The organism is Janthinobacterium sp. 35 (assembly GCF_002754575.1).
Lineage (GTDB): Bacteria > Pseudomonadota > Gammaproteobacteria > Burkholderiales > Burkholderiaceae_D > Janthinobacterium > Janthinobacterium tructae.
Genome location: NZ_PEFN01000001.1, coordinates 2,890,615 through 2,915,998, shown reverse-complemented (window position 1 = coordinate 2,915,998; position 25,384 = coordinate 2,890,615). Strand labels below are relative to the sequence as shown.

The window sequence follows — 25,384 nt, the reverse complement described above, 5'->3', positions numbered from 1 at the left end:
GGCGCTAAAAGTAGAGGACAAGCGGCCAAGGCAAGCTTCTGTTTTGGTGTGATGCCGCCAAGTGCCATGTTGGGCCGGTCGTGATTGTAAGTCCACAGCCAGCGGGTTGCGAAATCCTGGATCTCATCGAGCGTTTCAAACAGGTGATGGGCCAACCAATCGTAGCGCACAGTGCGGTTATAGTGCTCGACATAAGCATTCTGCTGCGGCTGGCCAGGCTGGATGAAGTCGATGCGAATGCCGCGTTTGGCGGCCCAGGCCAGCGTCACGGCGCTGATGTACTCGGGGCCGTTATCGCAGCGAATGACCTGGGGTTTGCCACGCCATTCGATGATCCTGTCGAGGGAGCGGATGACGCGTTCGGAGGGCAAGGAGAAATCGACCTCGATGCCGAGTCCCTCACGGTTGTAGTCGTCGAACACATTGAACAATCGAATGCTTCTGCCGTCGGCCAGTTGGTCATGCATGAAGTCCATCGACCAGGTGTCGTTGATCTGCGCAGGCACGGCCAGCGGCAGCGGCTTTTTCCGCACCAGGCGATGTCGCGGCTTGATCCGCAGGTTCAGTTCCAGTTCGCGATAGATCCTGTAGGCGCGCTTGTGGTTCCATTTAAACCCCTTCGCATTGCGCAAATACAGGAAGCACAGACCGAAGCCCCAGTTGCGCTGGTTGTTGGTCAGGCGTACCAGCCAGTCAGCCACGACAGCGTTTTCCGCGTCGAGCTTGGCGCGATAGCGATAGCAGGTCTGGCTGATGCCGAACGCTTGGCAGGCCAGTCCTATGGTGGCTGAGCGCTGGGCCACGGCCCATTGCGCCATCTCCTGCCGCTGAGATGGCGCTACCATTTTTTTGTCAGGGCCTCCGCGACGATCTCGGCTTTCAAGCGCTCCTCGGCATACATCTTCTTCAGGCGCCGGTTTTCGTCCTCAAGTTTCTTCATGCGGCCATCCGCGAGGCGTCCATGCCGCCGAACTTGGAGCGCCATTTGTAGATCGTGGCGTTGCTGATGCCGTGCTCGCGGCAAAGCTCAGGGACTGGTGAGCCGCCCTCGGCTTGTTTGAGGATGGCGATGATCTGGCTATCGGTAAAATAGGACATTTTCATGCGGACCTTTCAAAAATCTGAATTTAGAAAATTCCGCTTTTAAACGCGATCATTTGCTGGGGGGGGATTACTTGATAAAACGAGGTTGGATATTTACCCTCAAACGTGACGGTGATGTAAAAATAACGGCCAAAAAATTGGCCGCTATTGGTAATTCAGATTTTCTCGCCCATATCTATCAAATACTTTCCAACAAGTCTCGCGCCCATATCATTAAGGTGTACATCGTCTCTATATAGTGGAATGTCATCAAGTACTGGATCACAAAAATCGCCACGACAAATTACGCGATTTGGATCGAGGAAATGGACACTAGGGAAACGAGATTTAATTTCATTGAAATATAATGGGTAGCCATTTCTCGGACCTTGACAGAGCTCTACGGAGCCACTCATAAGCCTACGAATTGGACAACTACTAGCCCGATCTATACTTTCGTTGGCTAATATTACAGTTAACTTTGATCCAACCTTTAAAATTGTCTCAATAGACTCTACAAGTTGCCCGCCAGCCTTTTCATCTCTTGGCCAACTACTAGCTAAAATTACATGGGCATAACGATTACTTGTAAGTAGAGAGTAAACAGCATCATTTCTTTTTATGCAACGACCAGAATAAGCAGCTCCTTTACCTGTGTCGAATCCCAAAATAGGAGGACATCCATCCATCGTATAATCCATGAAAGATTTCCCCTCTGCCTTGGCCATCAAGTCTATCATCCCACTGAAATGATTTGCAAAAGAATCTCCAATCAAAACTCCATCAAGTTCAACCTTTTTTATCCCCAGCCTACATTTATCGTTTGGCGGTGTGCCGTACATAGCCGTCGGAACATGACACCCATTACGCAAGACATCTGGTTTAGTCTCTATCGCTTTCTCGAATTCTGCCACACGAGGAGAAAATCGTTTTGGTAATCCACTAGTGTAAACCATTGCCAAACCCATTGAAAATACCACTAAAACGGGTATAGCAAATCGTCGAATAAATACGTTAGAAAAAGATAAGGAAACACCAGTCATCCTCATTGGAATTTCGATAAATTTCCAAGTCAGCCATGCCAAGAAAAATGATGAAAAAACTACAAAAACAACAACAGCAACAGAAATATTTATATTTACATAATTTAAATAAGCAATAATCGGCCAATGCCAAAGATATAAAGAATATGAAATTAATCCGATAGAAACCATGACCCTATTTGTCAAAATCCAATGTACAGGTTGCTGATTAGTACCAGACCAAATAATTAATGCAGCTCCCAAACATGGTGTTATTGCATTTAGGCCAGGAAAACTAGAGGACTTATCAAGCGACAATATTGAGTAAAGAATTAATAAAATTCCAATTAGGAACCAAAAAATCGCAAAACCCTGAGAGGCACTCCGCTTATTTGCAACAAAAAATGCCAATAGCCCCCCCATCATCAACTCAAATATTCTAGATGGCAATAGATAATAAGAAGCAGATGCTGCAATATTGACTCCCATCTCAGAAACAACCACAGCACCAATTGCAAGAAATAAAAGTACACTTGCCATCCACGCTCTACTCAACCTTGATAGCAGAATTATGATTAATGGCCAGATAAGATAGAACTGCTCTTCAACACCAAGAGACCATGTGTGGAGAAGTGGGGCCTCACTGGAATTTCCTGCAAAGTAATTACCATATTCTCGCCAAAAGAATATATTGGATAATCCAAGCATCGCATAAATCGTGCTTTTCCCGAGTTTAATCAGATCTACGGGGGCGAGCAGAAACATTCCCGCAATAAATGTGGCGGAAATTACCGCAATTAATACAGGGATAATTCGGTTAATTCTTCTCTTATAGAAATTCTTAACAGAAAAAGATTTTTCGCAAACCTCTTTGTAAATTTGCAAAGTAATCAAATAACCAGAAATAACGAAAAATATGTCCACTCCCACAAATCCACCAGGTAAAATGGTAGGACTCAAATGATGAAGGAGCACAGACAACACAGCAATGGCGCGAAGACCATCAATGTCTGGCCGATATTGATTTTTATTCATTCACACCCTTTTTCAGAAATATGCGTGCGTATCAAGTTGCATTTCGAAAATATTTTCGTCGCGATAATCTACTTAATGGACTAAAAACATAATAAGTTAAAATATGACATGATCTGTCTGACAAGTTAATGAGTAATACCGTCCCGGCGTACGACTTTCAAGACCGTCAGGAAAACAATTTTGATATCCAGCCAGAGCGAGCGCTGCTTCAAATAATAGGCGTCGAGTTGCACCTTCACGTCCAGCGGCAACTCATCACGGCCATTGACCTGGGCCCAGCCAGTCAGTCCGGGCGGAATGCTGTGCACGCCCTGGGCCGTACGCAGGGCGATCAAATCGTGCTGGTTATACAGCGCCGGCCTTGGTCCAACGACACTCATGTCGCCACGCAGGATACACCATAGCTGTGGCAATTCATCGAGGCTGCTCTTGCGCAGAAAACCACCGACCGGCGTCAGGAATTGATCGGGATCATTCAGCAGATGCGTCGCCACGACAGGCGTATCGACACGCATCGTACGCAACTTGGGCATGGAAAAAAGCGCGTTATTACGTCCGACACGGTTTGACCAATACAGGGCGGGACCCTTCGAAGTCAGCTTCACCACGATGACGAGAAGCGCAAACGGCACGGCGAAAACCAGCATCGCCATGCCGACACAAAGTAAATCCAGGAAACGTTTCATTTTTTACCACTACGATCAAAGGCTTTGAAATAGGCGACACTTTCGGCAATGGCTGCCTGCTGGCTAACAAGCGGATGCCAGTCCAAAGTTGCCTGCGTCGCGCCGATGTCGACTTGCAAGGAGTCAAGCAAACGGTCTGCCACGGCGCGCTTGCCCAGCAAGGCAGCGCCGAGGCGCATCCAGGCCGGCGGTACGGGCAGCAGCAACGCTGTCTTGCCCATCGCCGTAGCGATCATCTTGGCCAACTCGGCGATCCCCAGATCCGCGCCGTCAGACACCATGAATGTACCGCCTGGAGCACGCGCGTGGTGCGTACACACAATGAGCAAGTCCACCAGGTTATCCAGCGCGACCATGCTGCGCGCATTGCGAACCCGCCCAAAAGGCAAAGGCAAGCCCCGTTCGACCAGGCGCATCAAATTGAGGAAATTCGCCTTGACGCCAGGCCCATAAACCAGCGGAGGACGCACGATCGCCACCTCCAGGCAACCTGTCGCCGCCAGAGCCGCCAGGCCGCGCTCGGCTTCCAGCTTCGACTGGCCATACGGGTCGCACGGCATGGGCACATCGGCCGCGCTGAACGGCCGGTCCGTGGTCGCCTCGCCATTCACTTTGACGCTGCTGACGAAGACAAAGCGCCTGACTCCGTGTCGCATCGCCTGTGCCGCCAGATTCAGGGTAGCATCGACATTCACGCTGCGATACGCGCGCATGGGATCCTGCTCGCGGTCCGCCATCACGTGTACGCGCGCGGCCAGATGGATGACAGCATCACAGCCCTGCAGCGCGGTGCTCCAGTCGGTATCGGGACCGATATCGCCCACGTTCATCTGTCCCGCTTGCGCCCCGCTGCGCACGGCAGCGATGACCTCGTCGCCGCGCGCGCGCAGCGCCTTGCACAAAGCGACGCCGACAAAGCCAGCAGCCCCTGTTACCAATACTTTTGCCATCAGTCTGCCACCATCATCAATTCCTGATAAATCTCCAGCGTGTCCGCCACAACCTTCTCCTCAGAAAACTCCTGTAATACCATTTGTCTACCGGCCGCGCCCATGGCCTGGCGCGTGGCGGTATCGGACAGCAATGTCGCCATCGCCTTGGCCAATGCAGCAACATCGCGCACCTCGACCAGCAAGCCATTTTCGCCATGGCGCACGATTTCACGGCAGCCGGGAACGTCGGTGGCAACAATTGCGCGTCCGCAAGCGGCCGCCTCGAGCAAGGCCTTGGGCAAACCCTCGCGGTACGAAGGCAGGCACACCAGGGTAGCGCTGCGGTATACGGCAGGCATGTCGTCGCGACGGCCATGCCACTCCACCGTGCCGCTATCGACCCAATCCTTCAAGCTGGCAGGTGGCACGGAGGCCGGATTGCATTCATCGGTCCCCCCCACCAGCGCAAAGCGTGCCTGCACGCCCTGCGCCTTGAGCAGCCTGGCGGCCTCGACGAACTCGACGACTCCCTTGTCCGTCAACATACGAGCCGGTAGCACTACCAGCGGCGTACCCTCCGGCTCCGGCACGACGTCAAATACCCGCACGTCAACGCCGGCGCCGCGTATCAGGCGGATATTCTCACGCGCGATCGCCGCGCCATTGACCATGAGTTCACAATCGTCGGGATTTTGCAGGATCAGCAAACTGCCTCGGCGGTTCAACAAGGAGCGGAAACCTGCCAGGACGCCGGCACGCAAACGGCCGCGCTTGCCTGACGTATCGCTGAAAATGGCCCCCATGCCGCCAAGCGCGTTGACGACTCGTGGAATGCGCAGCAATTTTGCCAGCAGGCTACCGTAGAGGACGGGCTTGATGGCAACCTGATGCACGATATCCGGACGCACCTGCCAATAAATTTTCAACAAGCCGCACAGGGCCTTGAACTCGGCCAGCAAGCCCGTCGAACCCCGATTCAGTTTCCACGGATACAGCTTGATGCCAGCCTGGCGAATCACCTCGGCATGGCTACTGACGTTGGTGGCGATCGACACCTCCATGCCGGCGGCAATGGCCGCGACAGCGAGCGGCAGTCGATGCGAAACAAAATACCAATCTTCGGTCACCACAAACAACAGCTTGGTCCGCGTGGCGGCATGTGGCGCCTTCACCTGCCAGCTCGCCTGCCCGGATTGACGGGGCGAGGTACCATCCCCATCAAGAAATTTCCTGGCGCCCTCGGCAGACGCGGGCTTCGCTTGTTCATCTATCATTATCTATTCCATCAATCTGCCGATCCCGTCTGCGCCTATGGCGACACGGTTTCAGCATGCTTTCTGGCAATTCATTGAATGCCAATACTCTATTCATTTTCACTGCGCTTCCAGCCAGGCCTGGAACATCAACACATCCCACAGATGGGCTTCCCAATTGCGCTGCCCCGACAGATGGTCGGCCCATTTTTGTCGAATTGGCAAGGGATCGAAAAAACCCTCGCGACGCAGCCGGGACTCGTCCAGCAACGCCTCGGCCCAGTCGCGCAAGGGACCGCGCAGCCACTTGCCGATTGGTACGCCAAAACCCATTTTCGGCCGCTCGATCAAGGCCCTTGGCACGTGCCGGTACAACACCTCGCGCAAGGCCCACTTGGTCTGGCCATCGCGCAGCTTCATCGATTGCGGCAGGCTCCAGGCAAACTCCACCACCCTATGGTCGAGGAACGGTACGCGCGTTTCCAATGAAACACCCATCGCGGCACGGTCGACCTTGGCCATGATATCGTCCGGCAGATAGCTGAGCATATCGAGCGCCATCATGCGCTGTACCCGGTCCAGGCCGTCGAGAGAAGGCGCGGCGCCGGTCAGCAGGGTAGCCGGCTCGCTGCCGCCGATGACGACAGCCGCCGGGTCGAGCCAATGCGATACCAGGTTCAAATACAGCGCGTCGCAAGAAGCGCTGGCCAATACGCCGGCGCCCTTGTGCAGCTTGTCGCCGACGTTGGCGAATGGCACGGCGCCAGGCACGACACGACGGACCGCGCCGGCGACCTTGTTCCAGGCCGCCGGCGACACTGCCGTCAAGCCCTTCGCCGCCAGGCGACGCAATGGAACAGGAGCGGCGGAAAGCTTGCCCCACAGTCTATTCGTCAACTGATAGCGGTTATAGCCGCACAGTAACTCATCACCGGCATCGCCGGACAAGGCCACCGTCACATGCTCCTTGGCCAGTTGCGAGACGAGGAAGGTCGGAATCTGCGACGAATCGGAAAACGGTTCGTCATACAACTGCGGCAGCCGTGGAATTACGGCCATGGCTTGCTCTGCCGTCACATACAGTTCGGTATGGTCGGTCCCCAGATGCCGGGCTACCGCTTTTGCATGCTCAGCCTCGTTGTAGCCTGCCTCGTGAAAGCCGATGGTAAAAGTCTTGACTGGCCGCGCCGATTGCGCCTGCATCAGTGCCACTACGGTGGACGAATCGACACCACCGGAAAGAAAGGCGCCCAATGGCACATCGGCCATCATTTGCTGCCGGATAGCATCCTTGAGCAAGACTTCCAGCGCATCGACACCTTGCTCCGGCGTACCTTTGAACGGCGCAGCGACGCCAGCCTCGGCTATCCCGGCACCGGACCAATACGTACTTAACTGCGGTTCACGTTGCTTCAATGATATTGTCAGCAAGCAACCTGGCGGCAGTTTGGCGATACCTTCATAAATCGAGTAGGGCGCGGGAATATAGTTGTGCCGCAGCTGCAGACAGAGTGCGCCGCGGTTGACGCGGTTTTCGAACGCCGGATGCACGCGCAAGGCCTTCAGTTCGGAGCCAAACATGAAGACCGCGCCGCTACCCTGCCCCTGCCAGCCGTAATACAGCGGCTTTTCGCCGATGCGGTCGCGCGCCAGGGTCAAGGTGGCAGTCTGCCGGTCCCATATCGCCATGGCGAACATGCCGATGGCGCGCACCAGCGTTTCGCGGATGCCCCAGGCATCGAAGCCCGCCAGCAAGGTTTCCGTATCCGAATGGCCGCGCCAAGCTGGCGCCACCCCACTTTTTTCCAGCTCCTGGCGCAGCAACAGATGGTTGTATATTTCGCCATTGAAAGCGACCACATAACGGCCGGCGGCCGACGGCATGGGCTGATGGCCGGCCGGCGACAAGTCGACGATGGCCAGGCGACGGTGCCCGAGGCCGATACCCTGCTCTGCATCGCTCCAATAGCCTTCATCATCCGGGCCGCGAAGGGCAATGGTGTCCGCCATGCGCTTAAGCAGGGGAACATATACGCCACCATCGTGAGAAACAGGAGAGCCGAAGAAACCTACAAATCCACACATCAGTGAATACTTTCATTTGCAACGCGTTGATAGACTGCCTCGAAACGATCCCGGGCGCGCATTATTGTAAACTCTGCAACAATTCTTTGCCTAGCCATCTGTCCCTGCGCATGCAGAACATCGGCTTCCAGCGTCAGCAACTGCCCCAGCCCAAGTGCCAAGGCTGAAGAATCTTCCTTAGGAACAACAACACCGGTATCCGCCACCAGCATGGCCGCATCCCCCACGTCGGTCACGACACAGGGCACGCCCATCGCCATGGCCTCGCCCACGACATTCGGGAAGCCTTCGGTACGGGACGACAGGCCAAATATATCCATTGCCGACAGGCAGACAGCCACGTCGGCGCGCTCACCGAGCAACACAAAGCGATCTGCGCAGCCGGTCTGCTGAATCCAGTGCATCAGGACAGCATTGTCGCTGGTGAGTTCACGGCCCACCATCAGGAAGCGCACCTCGGGGTGGTCCTGCGCCACCAAGCCAGCAGCGCGCACGAAATTAGCGTGATCCTTGGCAGGATTGAAACGTCCCAGCGTGCCAACGACAACGTGCGTATCGTCAAAGCCGCACATCTGACGCAATCCGACACGCTGCTCCGGCGTGGCGACCAGTCGCGTCAGATCAAAGCCATTCGGCACCACCGTCATGCGCGTGGCATCGTAGCCAACCGTAATATGGGCACGGCGCGAGGCATCGGCTGCACACACGATAGTATGTGGAATCTTGCTGGACAGCCAGGCACATACCTTTCTGACCAGGGTTGTGGCGCGTGAACCGCCAGCCTGCACATCGGTGGTTCGTATACCCCAGATAATGTTTCTGTTACCCGCCAAGCGCGCAGCAATACCGCCGAGCAGGTCGGCATGATACATCCAGGTCTGCACAATTTGCGGTCTATCGATACGAATAATTTCCTTCAATTGAGAAATGATACGCGGCACATCCAGCAATGAACGCATATTCAAAACACGCACATCCACACCCAGTTCTTTCAATTGCTCACCGACGACGCCCAAATTAGTCAGTGAGATCACTCTGTGAAGATAGTCCACACTCCCCTGATGCGTTTCGATCAAACGCCTGAGCATCAACTCCGCGCCACCAACGTTGAGCCCAATAATAATGTGCAGAATTTTCATACGTTTCAATTTCCAAAAGTCAAACTATTTCTCTCGAAGAACTTTTTTATCTAAACGTCCGTCATAATAACAATACACAAGCAGAAGAATAAACATTCGAGATGCGACACCACTGTATAGCAAAACTTCCTTTGCTTCCGCCGCAAGCAACAAAAGCACCATCGCCCCTATCAAAAATTTATTCTTCTTAAAAGGTAAAAAATATATTTTTAATAGAATAAAATAAAACATAGTTCCAAAGACAAAGCCAATGGACAAGAACATCCGGCTAATACCTGAATCACTCCAGGGATAAAATGCACTACCACCGTAAAATCCATAACCCACCAGCGCTTGAGGGAATTGCAATGGCAATACGGTAAGAAACTCGGCGACTGCGCCAACAGTGCCTTCTTCTTGAATTCCGTCGCCACCGTCAAGGAGGAATCCAAAAGCATATTTCATAAATGCGTCACCGAACATTTCCGTAAAGAAGTCGGAAATGTATTGATAAAATATTGGGACGACAAGAATTGAAAATAGAAAAACCAAGAAAAAACCCTTTAATAGGGATTTAACTCCGCCTTTTTTTAACAATAGAAGAGTTATGTAACAAACAGCAGGGACAGCCAACAATACGATACCAGACCTACCAATAACCATCACCGAGGTGAAAAACAATATGAACAAAACGATCAATAAAAAAATACCGATACGGCCTCTATCGAAAAGATACAATGCAATAATTACTGCTGCTGGTACTGAAATCGATAGTCCTGCGCCACCTGATGACGCGACCCCTCTTAAACGAAATCCCTCCGAATAATTAATCGATGCCTCAGTCAGTTGATCCAGATTCTGTTCAATAATTTGCCTAACGCCATCAAACTGAAGTTCAATTAACACAATAACCGAATTTAATGCCACAACCATTAAAATTAGAAAAACAAAGTCGTCCAGTTCAACATTTCTTTTCTTAAAAAATACAAAGACACCTTTCGCCGCAAAAAGCATAATCAAAAAAGAAAATACTGCAAAAGGGTGATTTATTTGAGGTATACCATTAGCAACTGAAGATATTGCTCCAATAAGTCCCAAAATAAAAAGGAAAAAAGATGGGAGCACGAAGTCCTGAAAAAAACCACGCTCGATACCATCTCTTAAAGCAACAATCACAAAAAAGAAAACAGCAAAAACACCTGGCTTCCCATAAATTGTATAGGGATGCATTATCATAATAAAAAGCAAGAAGAATGCAAAACAGCCAGTTGGCAAACTCATTTTATTCATATAATCAACCTGCTACAGAGTGAAAAATAAATTATATTTTTCATAATATTTTATTTCAATTAATAAACGGAATATTGGAAAATATTGAAAACAATAGCCAATCGAACCCGACTATTGTTCAAGAATACTCCGTTAAACTGAGCGAACAGCTGCCGGAATTTTCAACATTGGAATTATTTTCCGCCATTTCCATATTTTGAAAAAAACGCCGATGGAAAATGTTTTCAACAACAATGGCAGATACAGAGAAAAAATAGACCAGCGCCTGTTCTTGATCGCCGAGGCCAAGATCAAAATTACCGCAGAGCAAATATCCTTCTTATATTCGGGATATTTTTCAGTAAAGTATAAAAAACTCTTCTGCAAAATAATTTTTGTTTTATTCCCTGCTGATGCGACTCCGATACCAGCTCTATAGACTCCAAGCGGAGTATCGCCAACAAAATTCGCTACTCCTTGTCCGACCTGCTCCACATTTGCAAAAAAATCCATGACCGGAAAGCTTGGCAAATCAAAATCTCTAACAGCAGATCGATACATCTTTGAACTGTTCATTCCAATCGCCATTAACTGCAAAATATCTCCACGATCAAAACCATGTTGAGGAAACTGAGAAACATCAATTAAATCATCTACAATGATTCCAGTTGCATCATTCATAACCTGCATTCTGTGCCAAACAAAATTACATTGACTATTTTCATCCAAATAGTCAGCTTGCAACTGCAGCTTATTAGGCAAAAAATAATCGTCGGCATCTACATGTGAAATGTACTGACCACAGGCTCGCTGGTGTACATCTATATAATTTTCACCTGGGCCTATATTTTTATCTCTAAGCACAGGTTTTATTAATTTTGGATATTTATTAAAAAACTCCTTAATAATGTCTCGCGTACCATCCGTAGAACAATCGTCTGCAACAATGACTTCAATATCAAAATTCACTACTTGATCAACAATGCTTTGCAAACATTGTCTAATAAATTTTTCCTGATTGTAGGTCACCACGCAAACGGAGACCTTAGGGGTTTTATCAGCCATAATTTCTTTAATTGAATTTTGAAAATCGCATACGCCATGCATCATGCATCTTATCTCTCAAAAATGGGGAGGCAGCCACAGCGACTGACAATATGAGTAATCCAATCCCAGCCAGGAGAAAACCGATCTGTAAACGATCCTCGGGGAAAACAAGACATAGCCGCAAAAATGCTGCACAAACTGTTGTCAGACATACTATTCCGGAAATGTCCTTTAATAACCATTTCATATGCAAACCACTTGCAAATCTATTATGCACTTTAGGTATCCAGGCAAAGAAATATAGGGCATTTGCTGTTACCCAGGCATAGCCAGCGCCAATAGCACCAAAATTTAATGTAGACCAAATCAACATCGGTATTAAAAATACAACGAACAATGCGTTGCCAACCAGATGTAACTTTAAATCACCCTTCGCGTATTGCAAATAATAGGGGAATGCGGCCAATGCCAATATGCCATTTCCCAACGCATATAGGGTCAATATAGGTGCCGCTTTACTTACAACTGTCGCATTACCGGTCCAGGCCCACAGCACCTGTTCGGAAAAGAAAGCCAATGTAAGAGCTGTCGGGATGGCTATTGCGCAAACCATCTGTGTCGCGTTTCGGTAAAGCTGCAGAGTACCATTATCGTCACCGGCTGCATTCAACTTGGTCAGTCGGGGCAACAGCGCTCCACTAATCGGTCCACTAATTACCGATACACCACTTGCGACCAACACTCCCAAGGTAAAGTAAGCATAATCCGAAAGTAATAATAATTTTGATAAAATCAATTTATCTGTCTGGGTTATAAAAATCCAAACTGCACTTGTAAAAGCAACTGTCAGCGAAAATTTCAGCACCGAACGTAATGGTTCCCATTGCCATGGCAACCGTCTGGCAACATTACTCTTCGGAAAAATGCGATAGGTTTGCACTACCAATATGAAAACTTCAATTACTGCGACCACTAGTTGATAGGAAAAGAAATAAGTGGGACTTGCACCCACATAAATCAAAAATGGAATAATAAAAGCAAAGCGTAATGTAGCAATTGAAATATTGAAACCGTTTAACCACACTAAACGCTCAAATCCATTGATGGCTCCGCGGTAAAGTCCACAGATCCATCTTAAAGCCACTATCATACCAATCAACAATACTGCATTTCTGACTTCATGCAGCGGCAATTCCTGCACATTCAACCACGTGCTTGCAATAAAATTGGCACCTAGCATCATTGCGCCGCCACAAATTATTGCAATTAACGCAAAAAATCCTTCCAAGGCACGGAGCAGTCGCCGCAAGCTTAAAGCATCAATTGCCCCACCACGAAAACGCGAAGTTTCGCGTGCCATGGTTGGTGTTAATCCGATATCGAGTAATTGAAACCAACCTTGCAACATGGCATAAAAACCAACCAAACCATATGCTTCGGCTCCCATATACTTAACATACAGCGGCACTAATAAAATACCAATTAGGGTCACATATATTTGACCCACATAATTAGCAAGTATATTTTTCTTCAAAGACAAGGTGGCACTTTCGATTCAGATTGAAAAATCAACCCCAATAGTTATTTTTTTCCAAAATTTCAGCATAATCATATTTAGTCACACCGACAATAACTTTGTCATGATATGTACCGTCTTTATAAAACCAATCACGACGTACGCCTTCATGTTTCCAACCACCTTTTTCGATATAGAATTTTATCGATCTTTCGTTATACGCAATCATATCCCCATCGAGACGATTTAATCCCAGTTCCATGAAGGCATAGCGCATGATGGAGAATAAAGCATCCAGTGCATAACCTTTGCCTCTAATATTTTCCTGGCCGATCATCATTCCATGGAATGCTGTTTTATTTTTCCAGTCAATATTTACAATATTGGCAGTTCCAATCAGACCATGTTCAGGTGTGTCTATACAAAAAACATGATCGGTAAGATTATTGTCCTTCCGGCTACGGACCCACTCCTCCGTGGAGCGACTCGAGAAAGGAAAATGCCAGCCACCAAGCATTTTCCAAATTTCCGGATCATTACTCCATTTATGTAACTGCGGAATATCCGCAAGTTCAGGGGCGCGCAAGGTAACAACTTTTCCATTAATATTCATCTTAGGCTCCAACTAAAGTAATTTTTTTCGAGAAAGAAAATCCAGGCATATTTCCGCCACACGCAGCATTGCATCTACACCATAACGTTGATCACATGGCAATGGAAGTAAACTCTTCACAAATTTCGACTCATGACTGTTATTGCTGACACGTGCTATCGTCTCCGGCCAATAGGTAGCCACAAAGACTCTCTCGCGTATTAAATGTGACCGTAACTCTACAGAATCTACAAGAAAAGGATAGCAAAGCGGACCATCCATGTTCTGCAAATCCAATTCAATTTGATTCAGACTGCCCAAGTGCCTGTGCAGGAAGTCGAAATTCTCGTTACGCCTGGTTTTTGCAGCTTCAAAATCGATACCATGCAATATGCGCCGGGTCAGTTGCGACATCTTTAGCGGCTCGCACTGTTCCAGCGAATGTTCCGCCTTCTGGTAGTCTGCATAGCCAGCCTCCGGCGTTTTCGCCAGACGTGTTAAGCCGGATATTGCGCGCGACAACGATTCCTGATCGCTCTCCTGCGGCTCAGCAATTGGCAGACCGGTGAGCAATAAACCGCCATCCGGCACGCCAAAGAACTTGCGTGCAGAATAGATCGTGGCCAGACAATCGCGGGGAGGCGAATAAAATGCCTGCGAATGGTCCAGGATGAGCTGGCGAGGGTTGTAGCGATGGAACAAGCCATCTATATTTTTTTCACAGACGCCAAAATAATTCACATAGAATAACCAATCCGCTTCGCCAAGCTCGACATCGCCGATGATGTTGAACTCGCCATCAATGGAATAGAACAGGCATTCCACTCCGGCATTTTCAAGCGGTGCAACCATTGAATCGCAGATGTAATGCGGCATGTAGACCCTGGACGGTTTCCCCGTCCGTAACAAAGCCAGGAAAGCCGCCCGCGCGGACTGGAACTCATAAGCCGCCGGATACAAGAATGGCTTAGCCTTGGGAAATTCCAGCTCAAAATACCCGCCAATAGCGCTGTTCATCAAATCACCGGGTTGCCAGTTAGCATTTGCTTTGCTGCGGCGCGATCATTAAACATCAGCACATCCAGCATCGATAAACCAGGGTGGAAATCGGCAGAACCCTGAGCATAGGGTTCTATTTTTGTATCGAGAAAATGCAGATCGATGCCATGGCTGGAAAATGCCGCCGCATCATACAGGTCCCGCCCACCTGGCAGGTTGTAGTATTGCTTCGCCTTCTCTTTTTCACAAATATCAATGACGCGCTCGGCGCTGTGCAGATGCGCATTCTCATATTCGACAGACGACATGACAAAATCGGTCTGCAATTGCAGGTAATCGGCGATCAGTACAACGCTCTTCTTGGCCATCTCGGCGATATTCAGATCATCCGAAAAAATAACTTCGGAAAAAATGCCGTTAACTTCGGAAAAAAACGGAGCTTTTCGATAGGAATGGCGCAAGGATTCGGCCATTTTTTTCTGCCAGATGCCACCGCCTTGCGCAGCTATCTGGTTGATTTTAAGGAAAGGACTGGCCCCGGCCAGGGGCACCGTGATGTAACGTACCTCACCGGCCAGAAACAGCCTGTTCCGGTTGATCCAGCCATTCTTGATAAAATTCACGTCATCGTAAAAGACAAATTTGTCTACCGCGGTAACAAGCTGAAAATACCCTATGTATGGAAACAGATAGGGCTGCATGATTGCCAGCTTCATGCGGTTGGCGCCACGACGAGGTCCACGATCTTCCGTTGTTGCTCAGCCGTCAACTCAGGATAAATCGGCAGGCACAACACCTTTTGCGCCGCCGCCGTGGCAACGGGAATATTGTCGCGGTGCGCGGACGGCAAGCCGCGGTACATCGGGAAATCAGTGATGAGCGGGTAGAAATAGCGGCGGGCAAACACGGCATGTTCCTTGAGGCGGTCATACAGGCCATCGCGGCTCAAAGGATAGTCGGCATCGATTAAAATCGGGAAATAGGAATAGTTGGCTACCACTTCGCCGGCATCCTGCACGCAACTGATGCCTTTGACATCACGCAACAGGGCGCGGTAGGTCTCGTCGATCTCGCGGCGCCGAGCCAGGGCATGGTCGACATGTTGCAGCTGCAATACGCCGAAGGCCGCATTGATCTCGCTCATCTTGCCATTGATGCCAGGCGCCACGACCGTCAGTTCGTCGACAAAACCAAAGTTCTTCAACTGGTCGATGCGCAATTTCGTCTTCGCATCCGGGCAAATGATGGCACCGCCTTCGAAGGTATTAAATACCTTGGTGGCATGGAAACTGAGCACGGACAGGTCGCCGCAGCGCAGAATGCTGCCGCCCTTGTTTTGTACCCCGAAGGCATGCGCCGCGTCGTAAATGACGCGCAAATTGTAATTGTCGGCAATTTTCTGGATCGCATCCACGTCACATGGGTGGCCATAGCAATGCACGGGCATGATGGCGGTGGTTTGTGGCGTGATGGCCGCCTCGATTTTTTTGGGATCGAGGTTGAGCGTATCCGGATCGATATCGACAAACACCGGCTTGATGCCGTTCCACAGCAGGGAATGGGCGGTCGCGACGAAGGAATACGGGGTGGTAATCACCTCGCCCGTGATCCGCAGCGCCTGCAAGGCGGTAATCAAGGCAATGGTACCGTTGGAAAACAGCGCGAGATGTTCCACGCCCAGGTACGCACACAGCGCCTTTTCCAGCTGCTGGTGAAATGGACCGCCATTCGTCAATACCTTGCTATCCCATATTTTTTCCAGGTATGGCAGGAACTCCCCAAGGGGAGGTAAATAAGGTTGGGTGACGTAAATAGGTTTGGTATTGCTCATAATACTCCAAATGAAACCTAAAAAAAAGGGAATGGGTAATCCTATTCCCTCCTTGCACCTCGAGAAACGAGGCCAGGTATCGGTGATTTTTTTGTCAATTACCTGATACCTTTGCTTCCATCACTCAACTACGCCGACTATCTTCGTGCGCTGAATTTTTCCATGCCCTTGACAATTTGTCCCACCGCTCCTTAGTTGCTGGATTACGGTGAGACTCTCGGTAAGTTAGGCCAGCAAATGCCAATCCAATTCCCATAAGACCTCCGGCAATGGTAGCCATTAAGGTAATCAGCCCGCGGGCTGGTTTGGATTTTCTCTCCGCAGGAACTGCTAGGTCCAGCACCTGAATCAGCGATGAATCCTTGGCTTCATCTATTTTCGCCAATTCAAATTGCTTGGCTAGTAGTTCGAATACCGTTTCGTAATATTTCACATCGCGCAGACTACGCACATACTCGACGCCGACCTCGGGAAGGCTACCGATTGGCACCATCAAGTCGCCTTTTCCGGCTTGGCTACGTTCCAGTTTTGACAACTGAGCCTGCATGCCGCGCAACTCCTCCTGAGAACGTAACAGTTCAGGGTTTTGTGGCGCGGCAAAGGTACGCATCGCATTCAACTGGATTTCTTTTGCTGCAATACTGCCCTTCAATTGGGCAACATTAGCTATGATGGCTTGCACTTGCCCATCCAGCTGGATCATGCCGGTTTTTTCCTGGGTGGCACGCAAAGCGATTTCAGCTTTGGCCAACTGCTCTTTTGCATCCTTCAGTTGTTTCTCAAAAAACATACGTCGTTGCGATGACTCTGTGATTGCCATCGTTTGGGTAAGCTTCGCCAGTTCATCAACATAAGCATTCGCTAACTCGGCGGCAAATTTTGGATCTTTATCTTCAACACTGATTGATATCAGACCATCTTTTTTTCCGCTGGAGATAGTAGCAAAGCCAGATAAAGCTTTGCGAGTATCGTCCATTGTTTCTTTTCCGTAGCGAGTCTTGAGCTTAAAACGGTCAATCAATTTATCGGATACGGTACGACTTTCCATCAATCCCACGTATAGATCATTCGGATTCTTAATTCCAGCTATGCCTCCCGCAGCACTGGCAATTCCACCTAACTGACCTAACATAGCCGCCATACCAGAGTTTTGCTGCTGAGGCGGCATAATTTTTGCAGTACTGCTGAAAGTATTCGGTATTAGAAAACTTATGCCCATTGCTAATAAACCTGTACCTATCGCCATACCGACGATCATTTTCTTCTTGCTTACCAGTACGATTAACAAGTCTAGGGAATGAATTTTCTCCTCCAAATTTGCAATATCATTTGCCTGTCTACTGTTGTGCTGTTGTTCTGGCATCGTCTTTACTTTCAATCGGTTTCGGGCTAGGTACTCTCATACCATGAAGGCCATTTAGTTTTTCAGCACTTTAAGTCCGGCAGCGCCCAGGCCGAACTGGTAAAAGATCGTCGTCCATTCCTTGAAGCTCTGCATAAACGAACTGCGCTCGATTTTCTCCGGCACAACCACGGTATCACCCGGACTCATGGGGTTACCACCCACGCCGCTGAACCAGCCGCTGCTGCGGCCGCTTTGGGCTGTGCCATCGGCGCGAATTACATACATTTCAGACTTGTCCGCCGTGACGGTCGGACCGCCGGCAAGCTCCAGATAATCGTTGACGGTACGGCTAGGGCGGTACACAAAGGCATTTTGCTGGAACACCGAACCAATGACATCGATCGTATGCGGACGGCGCGGAATGAAGACACTGTCACCGTCCTGCAAAGGCAGGTCCGGCAAGTCTTTCACTTGTGCATTACCATTTTGCAACTCCAGCACGATCCGCCCTTCGGCCTTGATCGCGCGCAACCGTTTCGCAATATTGCGCTGCTGTTCCGATTCGACGGCGATCTTGACGGCATTATCCTTGTCGCTGGAGTTGCCGATACGTTGCGTTGCATTCGACTCCAGGTCACGCTCGAAGCGATCTGCCGCCTCGTCCAGCTTTGCCTGCTGCAGGCGCCGCACGGATTCACGATTCAACTGCATTGCGTAGATGTAACCGTTATCGGTGGTGCCGCCAAGACGGGTCACCAGTTCCCGGAGCGTCTCGCCTTTCTTCAGCTGGAACACGCCGCTTTGCTTGACTTCGCCAGACACGCGCACATATTCGTTTTGAATCTGTATCTGCACCGGTACCGCGCCAGGAGCAAAGACGCGCAGGATGTCGGTTGCCTTCACCGGTATGCCCGCCAGGCGACTGCTGATGTTTTCCGACTCGGCCGTGATATCCACGACGGTCTGGTAATTGTTATCGACGTTTTTTTCGATCAGAATGCGTTTTGCTTCCGCTGCGGAATCGACACCGCCCGCCCAGCCGACGATATCGGCCAGTGAAGTGCTGCCCTTCAATTCGAAGATGGCTTGCTTCTTGACATTGCCGGATAGTGCCACCAGAGGGCCGACTTCCGGAATATAGATCACATCGCCATCCTGCAGGGCGATGTCGTGGCTCTTGTCGCCTTTGACCAGTACATCGTACAAGTCGAACGTTGTCACCGTTTTGGAGCCGCGCTTGACCTGGATGTTGCGCATCGTACCTGCGGCATTCGGTCCGCCCGATGTGAACAAGGCGTTCAGCAAGGTGCTCATGGCGCCCAGTGTGTATGTGCCAGGGCGCATGGCATGGCCGACGACATAGATTTGCACGGCCCGCGTCTGCGAAATGCTGACTGTCAGGTCAAAATTGGTGAACATTTTGCTCACCGCTTTTTTCAAGTGTCCCTGCAGGTCGCGGTATGCCACTCCGCTGACCTTGACCGCGCCAACGCGAGGGATATAGATCTCTCCGCTGCGGTTGACCGTAGCGCTGATGTCGATATCAACCATACCCCAGCCGCGTATCTGCAATTCGTCGCCAGCGCCGACCACATAATCCGAGTTCACTTGCGCGCCATCAAACGGTGCAAAGGTGGAAGGCACATCGCTGAACAAGTCCTTGCCAAAGATATTCAGGTTCTTGCCAGTGACCGTTTCAGCATAGGCCTCGAACGACGGCTTCACATCGCTGCTGGTCTTGCCTGGTCGCGTCAGCAAGGGAGCTTGCGCCTGCCGCGTGTCGTTGCCTGTCAGGCTAGGCAGGGGCATGGTACCGGATGGCTCGGTATTCGCGGCATTGGCACCGCGCCCCCCCAGTGCGTTACTCTGGGCCCAAGCCGATGTCGACGCCACAGCAAACAGGCACGATGAAAGGATCAGTTGCTTGAGGATCGGCTTTGCTACGTTACAGTACATTTTCATGCTGGTCTTTTTTGTGTGATAAGGTTGATTCAATTGGTGCCCGAATATATCCGCACCACTGCATTCACAATTTTTTGCCGCGCGCGGCCGACTTTCTCCATGCCTAAGGATACCCAACAGGGCACGGGACGCACATCGTGCCGCGCCATGCTGTCAACAGCCAGCATTCGCTCATCCACGATGCTGCGGCCGGGCCAGGTGACGTAGCGACTGATCACCTACATGGGCAACCACTTTACTCGGATGAAATCATTCAGGGACTCATTGCACACCAGCGCCAGGATTGGTGACTGGCAAACACATTACCAGCGGCGCCAACGCTGCGCCACAGTCCGATGCCGAAAAGCGGCACTCCAAGGATACCAGAAGGATTCGTGAAATGGACGTGGGGAAAGCGCCATGCGCCACCGACTTTTGTAACAGTGGTGGTGCAGACAACGCTGAAGCTCGCTCGCGCATGACAAAAAACCAAGGCGCCTACAAATGCCGCCTGGGCGACTTTCTGTGGCATTCTTCCATTCTTGCTATTGAATCAGTTCTTCGATGTCGTTATCGAATCGACATAATATGCGGTGGCTTCGTCCAGACCTTCGGCTACCCGGTGCGTCGGCACATAACCGAGCAGCGTGGAAATCTTGCTGATGTCAGCCTGCGAATGACGCACGTCGCCGTCGCGGAAGGCGCGGTACACGACTTCGGCCTGCGCCGCCGAAGGCATGCCGCGCGCCACGCGTTCGCGTATCAATGCGAACAACTCGTTGAGCGTGGTGCGGTCACCCAGGGCCAGGTTATAGATCTGATTGACGGCTTCCGGATTGGTGCTCGTCGCGGCCAGGATGTTGGCCTGGACGACATTGGCGATAAAGCAGAAATCGCGGCTCGTTTCGCCATCACCATTCACGTAGATCGGCTCGGAACGCAGCAAGGCGCCATACCACTTGGGTATCACGGCCGCATACGCGCCTTCCGGGTCCTGACGCGGGCCAAACACGTTAAAGTAGCGCAATCCTATCGTTTCCAGGCCATAGCAGCGGCCGAACACGTCCGCATACAACTCATTGACGTACTTGGTCACTGCGTACGGCGACAGCGGCTTGCCGATACGGTCTTCGATCTTTGGCAGGCCAGGGTGATCGCCATAGGTTGAACTGGAGGCGGCAAAAACGAAACGGCTGACCTTGGCGTCGCGGCTCGCCACCAGCATGTTCAGGAAACCGGAGATATTCGTGTCATTGGTGCGAATCGGATTTTCGAGCGAACGGGGCACGCTGCCCAGTGCCGCTTCGTGCAAGACGTAATCGACACCCTCGACCGCGCGTGCGCAGTCGGCCAGTTCACGGATATCGCCTTCGTGGAAACGAAAACGCTGCCATTGCTCCGGCGTCAGCAGTGCCTGCACGCGGTCAAAATTATGACGGTGGCCGGTTTCAAAATTATCCAGGCCCACCACGTTCTGCCCCAGCTTCAGCAATGCCTCTAGCAGGTTCGAGCCAATAAAGCCGGCTACGCCGGTAATCAGCCAGGTCTTGGGTTGGTTGCGCAGCTCGGCGCAGATTTGTTCATATGCTTGCATTAATCTCTTTCACAGTCGCCACAGGGGAATGCCGGCGCTTTCGAACTCGGCCGGCTTGCAAATGCCCTTGACGTCGATCACTACTGCGCCGTCCGCCAGCACCTGCTGGAATTGCGTCACGCTCCAGGCTGCGTATTCATGATGCGCCACAGCCAGTACGGCTGCGTGGGCCGGTTTCAGCTGCGCCAACGGCGTCAGGCTGATGCCATATTCATGTTCCGCTTCGGCCGAATCCGCCTCAGGATCGGTCACTTGCACCGTCACGCCGAACGATTGCAGTTCGCGGATCACATCGATGACCTTCGAGTTGCGCAAATCCGGGCAGTTTTCCTTGAAGGTCAGGCCAAACACGGTCACCGTGGCTTGCGCGACATTGTGGCCGGCACGGATCAGCTGCTTGATCGTCTGCTGGCCGATGTAGGCACCCATGCCATCGTTGATGCGGCGTCCGGCAAGAATGACTTGCGAATGGTAGCCAAGCTTTTCAGCCTTGTGCGTCAGATAGTAAGGGTCGACGCCGATGCAATGGCCGCCCACCAGACCCGGCTTGAATTTCAGGAAATTCCACTTGGTGCCAGCTGCCTCGAGCACGCTGTTGGTGTCGATGCCCATGCGTTCGAAGATCAGCGACAGCTCGTTCATCAATGCGATGTTCAAGTCACGCTGCGTGTTTTCGATCACCTTGGCCGCCTCGGCCACCTTGATGCTGGCGGCCTTGTAGACGCCTGCCGTCACCACCGACGCGTACACGTCGGCAACGATATCGAGGGTGGCCTGGTCTTGGCCGGAAACCACTTTCATAATTTTCGTGAAAGTATGTTCCTTGTCACCTGGATTGATGCGCTCCGGGCTGTAGCCGACGGTGAAATCCACGCCGCACTTCAAACCCGATACGCGTTCCAGGATGGGCACGCACACATCTTCGGTCACGCCAGGATACACCGTCGACTCGTAGACCACGATGTCACCGTGCTTGAGCGCCTTGCCTACCGTTTCCGAAGCGCGCTCCACGGGGGTCAGATCCGGCTGGTGCGCATCGTCCACAGGCGTAGGAACGGCAACGATATGGAAATCGGCCTGCGCCAGTTCCACAGTACTGGAAGTAAACAGGATATCGGAATCACCCAGGTCGGCACCGGTAACTTCATTGGTGCGATCATGACCAGCGCGCAACTCCGTTAGCCGCGTTTCGTTGATATCGAATCCTATGGTGCGCATCTTGCGACCAAACGCTACGGCGACAGGCAAACCAACATAGCCAAGGCCAACTACTGAAATTTTACGATTTTGCATGGATATATAAGGCGATATTGAAGGAAACATGGAGGCTAATTAGGCATCACCGCACAGCGAAATGGCGACCAGCGAAAGAGGAGCCCGTCCGGTATAAATGAGCGTTAGTACCGGACAACATCCGAGACTATAGCAGAATTCATAACCATTCTGCAGTCGTGCGCCTGTCCCGTGCTCGCCTATTGTGAGGCGACACTATGGACCTCGATCCAACTTATTTAATTTCCGTGGTGCAACTGAGACAAATCAGCGGCACCAGAATTCGCATCGCCATACCCTACAAATGACAGCCAGGCCAGCCCTCCCGCCATCGCCATCCAAGCCGGCAAGGCCAATGTCAATCTGCTATGTCCTCTACCCCGCCATCACGCCAGCTGCGTGGCTGCGGTAGCGCCACGCCTTGAGCACAATGAGCAACAACGCCAGCACGGCCAGCAGCAAGCCGCTGGCGATCACGCCCTGCATGCCATAGCGTGCAATGGCCAGGCCGCCCGCCACGGCCCCAACGGTCACACCCAGGTTGATGGCGGCGATATACACGCCGATGGCGAACGCGGGCGCCTCGCGCGCTTCGCTGCTGAGCCACACTTGCGTCACGATCAGGCCGCTCGTATGCGCGGCGCCCCAGAACAGCAGCAGCATGGCCAGTGCCGCCCAGCCGATATCGCCGCCCGCATACTCATACAACAGCCAGTACGCCAGCCCCAGCAGCACGGGCTGCAGCACCACCGTGCGCAGCACGTGCGTGCCCAGCTGGCGCCCCGCGAACAGATTACCCGCCACGCCGCCCACGCCAAACACCACCAGCGCCAGCCCCGTCTGGCGCGCCGACAAGCCCGCCACCTGCTGCAGGTACGCGGCCGCATATGCATACACGGCAAACATGGCGGCAAAGACGAACACGGCGGCGGCAATGGTGAACCACAGGGCGGGGTTGCGCAGCACGGCCAATTGACGGCCATACGCCAGCGGCGCTTCCTGCGGCGTGTCGGGCAGGAACAGGTACAGCCCCAGCGCCGCCAGCGCATTGACGAGCGCGCAAGCGAGGAACGATGCCTCATAGCCAGACTGCGCGGCGATCCAGGTGGTGAGCGGGATGCCCAGCACCATGCCCATGCTGGTGCCCGTGAACGCATGCGCGCCGGCCCGCGCCGCTTGCTGCGGCGGATACAGGGCGGCGGCGGCCACCATGGCCAGCGAGAAATACACGGGGTGGAACAGGGCCGGCACCACGCGCAACGCCAGCAGCCACCCGAAGCGCGGTGCATACGCCGAGGCCACGCTGGCCAGCGCGAACACCAGCAGGGAGACGATCAGCACCGGTTTGCGGCGCCAGCGCGTGGCCAGCAGCACGAGGAAGGGACCGCCCACGGCGATCACCAGTGCGAACAGGCTCACCAATGAGCCCGCCTGCGCCGCCGTCACGCCAAAGCGCTGCATAATCATCGGCAAGATGCCGACCACGCCAAACTCGATGCAATACACGCCGAACAGGCCCAGCGCGAGGAAGACGATAGGCCTCATTGCCCTTGCCCCACGCCATACACTGCCTGGCACAGTTCCGTGACAAACGGCCCCGCCATGCCTTCCAGCGCCGTATTCGTGAACGCCACCACCGACAGTTCGCGTGCCGGGTCGACAAACCACGAGTGGCCATACGTGCCGCCCATGCGCCACGTGCCCGCCGCTTCCGGCGTGGCGGCCAGTTGCGGATCGGTCAATACGGTAAATCCCAGGCCGAAGCCACGACCGGGCCAGAACGGCAAGTCGAACGCAGCAGTCTGATTTTCTCCCAGCTGGCGTGCCAGCGCAGGCGGCAACAGCGGTGCGCCGCCCTGGCGCAAGGTTTCCAGCAGGCGCATGAAGTCGGGCGCCGAGCCGAGCATGCCGGCGCCACCCGATGGATAAGCGTGCGCATCGCGGGCACGGGCCGGAGATAAAGTAAAACCTGCCATGCCGTCGAGAAACGGCAGATGCTCTTCGCCCTCGTCGCGCAAACGCCGCGGCTGCAATTCTCCCGCTGCGCGGTCCGCATACGCGACGGCCAGGCGCGCCGCATCCGTGCATATAAAACCCGTGTCGCGCATGGCCAGCGGCGCCGTCACGAGCAGCGCCACGGCTTGCGCCAGCGGCAAACCAGTCACCGCTTCGATCACGGCGCCCAGCACGTCGGTGGCGATCGAATACGCCCAGCGCTCGCCGGGCGCATACGCGAGCGGCACGGTGGCCAGGCGGCGCAGATTGTCTGCCAGGGAAATACGGGACGCATCCATGCCGTCGGACACGCCCGCCTGCGCATACGCGCCGCCCGGCGGCTGGAAAAAGCCATAGTCGAGCCCTGCCGTGTGCGTAAGCAAATGCCGCACGGTGATGGCCGCCACGGCGCCGTCCGGCTGGCACGGCGTGAAATACGGCAGCCAGCGCGCCACCAGATCGTCGAGGCCCAGGCGATGCTGCCCCACCAGCGCCAGCGCGGCCGTGGAAACGATGGGTTTGCTGACGGAGGCCAGGCGAAAGACGGCATCCTCGCGCATGGGCGTGCCCGCCTCGCGGTCCAGGTAGCCTGCAGCGCGGCGATAGATTTCCTGGCCACGCTGGCACACCAGCACCACGGCGCCCACCAGGCGCTGCTGCTGCAAGACGGCATCGAGCAAGGGATCGATGCGGGCGGACAAGGCCGCGGGAGAGAAGTTGTACATCATGGCGTAGCCTTTCAAATGATCAGGCTGCCAAGGTAAGCCAG

19 protein-coding genes and 1 pseudogene are annotated in these 25,384 nt (G+C 52.6%); all 20 read right to left on the bottom strand.

The window, feature by feature from the left end; genetic code table 11:
• Positions 1-20 precede the first annotated feature (20 nt).
• Positions 21-1,104, bottom strand: a pseudogene (locus CLU93_RS12980) (IS3 family transposase); the annotation flags it as partial.
• Positions 1,105-1,259: 155 nt separating this feature from the next.
• Positions 1,260-3,140 (bottom strand): acyltransferase family protein, encoded by a 1,881-nt coding sequence (locus CLU93_RS12975; RefSeq protein ID WP_099761733.1) that lies wholly within the window; start codon positions 3,138-3,140, stop codon positions 1,260-1,262.
• Between the two features lie 125 nt (positions 3,141-3,265).
• Complete coding sequence (locus CLU93_RS12970; protein ID WP_099761731.1) at positions 3,266-3,826, bottom strand: sugar transferase; 561 nt, start codon at positions 3,824-3,826, stop codon at positions 3,266-3,268.
• On the bottom strand, positions 3,823-4,776 hold the full coding sequence (locus tag CLU93_RS12965) for a UDP-glucose 4-epimerase family protein (RefSeq protein ID WP_099761729.1): 954 nt from the start codon (positions 4,774-4,776) through the stop codon (positions 3,823-3,825). Before CLU93_RS12965 ends, CLU93_RS12970 begins: the two co-directional genes overlap by 4 nt.
• A complete protein-coding gene (locus CLU93_RS12960; protein WP_099761726.1) occupies positions 4,776-6,032 on the bottom strand; it encodes a glycosyltransferase family 4 protein in 1,257 nt (418 codons plus the stop codon). The genes CLU93_RS12965 and CLU93_RS12960 overlap by 1 nt, the downstream gene beginning before the upstream one ends.
• 99 nt (positions 6,033-6,131) lie before the next feature.
• Complete coding sequence (gene asnB / locus CLU93_RS12955) at positions 6,132-8,096, bottom strand: asparagine synthase (glutamine-hydrolyzing) (protein WP_099761723.1); 1,965 nt, start codon at positions 8,094-8,096, stop codon at positions 6,132-6,134.
• Positions 8,096-9,235 (bottom strand): glycosyltransferase family 4 protein, encoded by a 1,140-nt coding sequence (locus CLU93_RS12950; protein WP_099761721.1) that lies wholly within the window; start codon positions 9,233-9,235, stop codon positions 8,096-8,098. Before CLU93_RS12950 ends, asnB begins: the two co-directional genes overlap by 1 nt.
• Before the next feature lie 24 nt (positions 9,236-9,259).
• Complete coding sequence (locus CLU93_RS12945; protein WP_143451733.1) at positions 9,260-10,504, bottom strand: hypothetical protein; 1,245 nt, start codon at positions 10,502-10,504, stop codon at positions 9,260-9,262.
• A gap of 132 nt (positions 10,505-10,636) precedes the next feature.
• Positions 10,637-11,548, bottom strand: coding sequence for a glycosyltransferase family 2 protein (locus CLU93_RS12940; protein ID WP_099761716.1), 912 nt, complete (start codon positions 11,546-11,548; stop codon positions 10,637-10,639).
• 7 nt (positions 11,549-11,555) lie between these two features.
• Positions 11,556-13,070, bottom strand: a complete 1,515-nt coding sequence (locus CLU93_RS12935) for an oligosaccharide flippase family protein (RefSeq protein ID WP_099761713.1) — start codon at positions 13,068-13,070, stop codon at positions 11,556-11,558.
• A 28-nt stretch (positions 13,071-13,098) separates the two neighbouring features.
• Positions 13,099-13,659: a GNAT family N-acetyltransferase gene (locus tag CLU93_RS12930; protein ID WP_099761710.1), complete on the bottom strand. Its 561-nt coding sequence runs from the start codon at positions 13,657-13,659 to the stop codon at positions 13,099-13,101.
• A gap of 12 nt (positions 13,660-13,671) precedes the next feature.
• Entirely contained in the window at positions 13,672-14,655 is a 984-nt protein-coding gene (locus tag CLU93_RS12925) for a hypothetical protein (protein ID WP_099761709.1), read from the bottom strand.
• On the bottom strand, positions 14,655-15,353 hold the full coding sequence (locus tag CLU93_RS12920; protein WP_099761707.1) for a WbqC family protein: 699 nt from the start codon (positions 15,351-15,353) through the stop codon (positions 14,655-14,657). Before CLU93_RS12920 ends, CLU93_RS12925 begins: the two co-directional genes overlap by 1 nt.
• Complete coding sequence (locus CLU93_RS12915) at positions 15,350-16,468, bottom strand: DegT/DnrJ/EryC1/StrS family aminotransferase (protein ID WP_099761704.1); 1,119 nt, start codon at positions 16,466-16,468, stop codon at positions 15,350-15,352. Before CLU93_RS12915 ends, CLU93_RS12920 begins: the two co-directional genes overlap by 4 nt.
• 124 nt (positions 16,469-16,592) lie before the next feature.
• Positions 16,593-17,831, bottom strand: coding sequence for a GumC family protein (locus CLU93_RS12910; protein ID WP_099761702.1), 1,239 nt, complete (start codon positions 17,829-17,831; stop codon positions 16,593-16,595).
• 54 nt (positions 17,832-17,885) lie between these two features.
• Positions 17,886-19,775: an SLBB domain-containing protein gene (locus tag CLU93_RS12905; protein WP_099761699.1), complete on the bottom strand. Its 1,890-nt coding sequence runs from the start codon at positions 19,773-19,775 to the stop codon at positions 17,886-17,888.
• Between the two features lie 532 nt (positions 19,776-20,307).
• A complete protein-coding gene (locus CLU93_RS12900; protein ID WP_099761696.1) occupies positions 20,308-21,348 on the bottom strand; it encodes an NAD-dependent epimerase/dehydratase family protein in 1,041 nt (346 codons plus the stop codon).
• A gap of 9 nt (positions 21,349-21,357) precedes the next feature.
• Positions 21,358-22,641, bottom strand: a complete 1,284-nt coding sequence (locus tag CLU93_RS12895; protein WP_099761694.1) for a nucleotide sugar dehydrogenase — start codon at positions 22,639-22,641, stop codon at positions 21,358-21,360.
• Between the two features lie 354 nt (positions 22,642-22,995).
• The gene (locus CLU93_RS12890) at positions 22,996-24,165 is read right to left on the bottom strand and encodes an MFS transporter (RefSeq protein WP_099761692.1); all 1,170 of its coding nucleotides are present in this window, start codon (positions 24,163-24,165) and stop codon (positions 22,996-22,998) included.
• Entirely contained in the window at positions 24,162-25,343 is a 1,182-nt protein-coding gene (locus CLU93_RS12885; RefSeq protein ID WP_218968333.1) for a serine hydrolase domain-containing protein, read from the bottom strand. Before CLU93_RS12885 ends, CLU93_RS12890 begins: the two co-directional genes overlap by 4 nt.
• Positions 25,344-25,384: the final 41 nt, after the last annotated feature.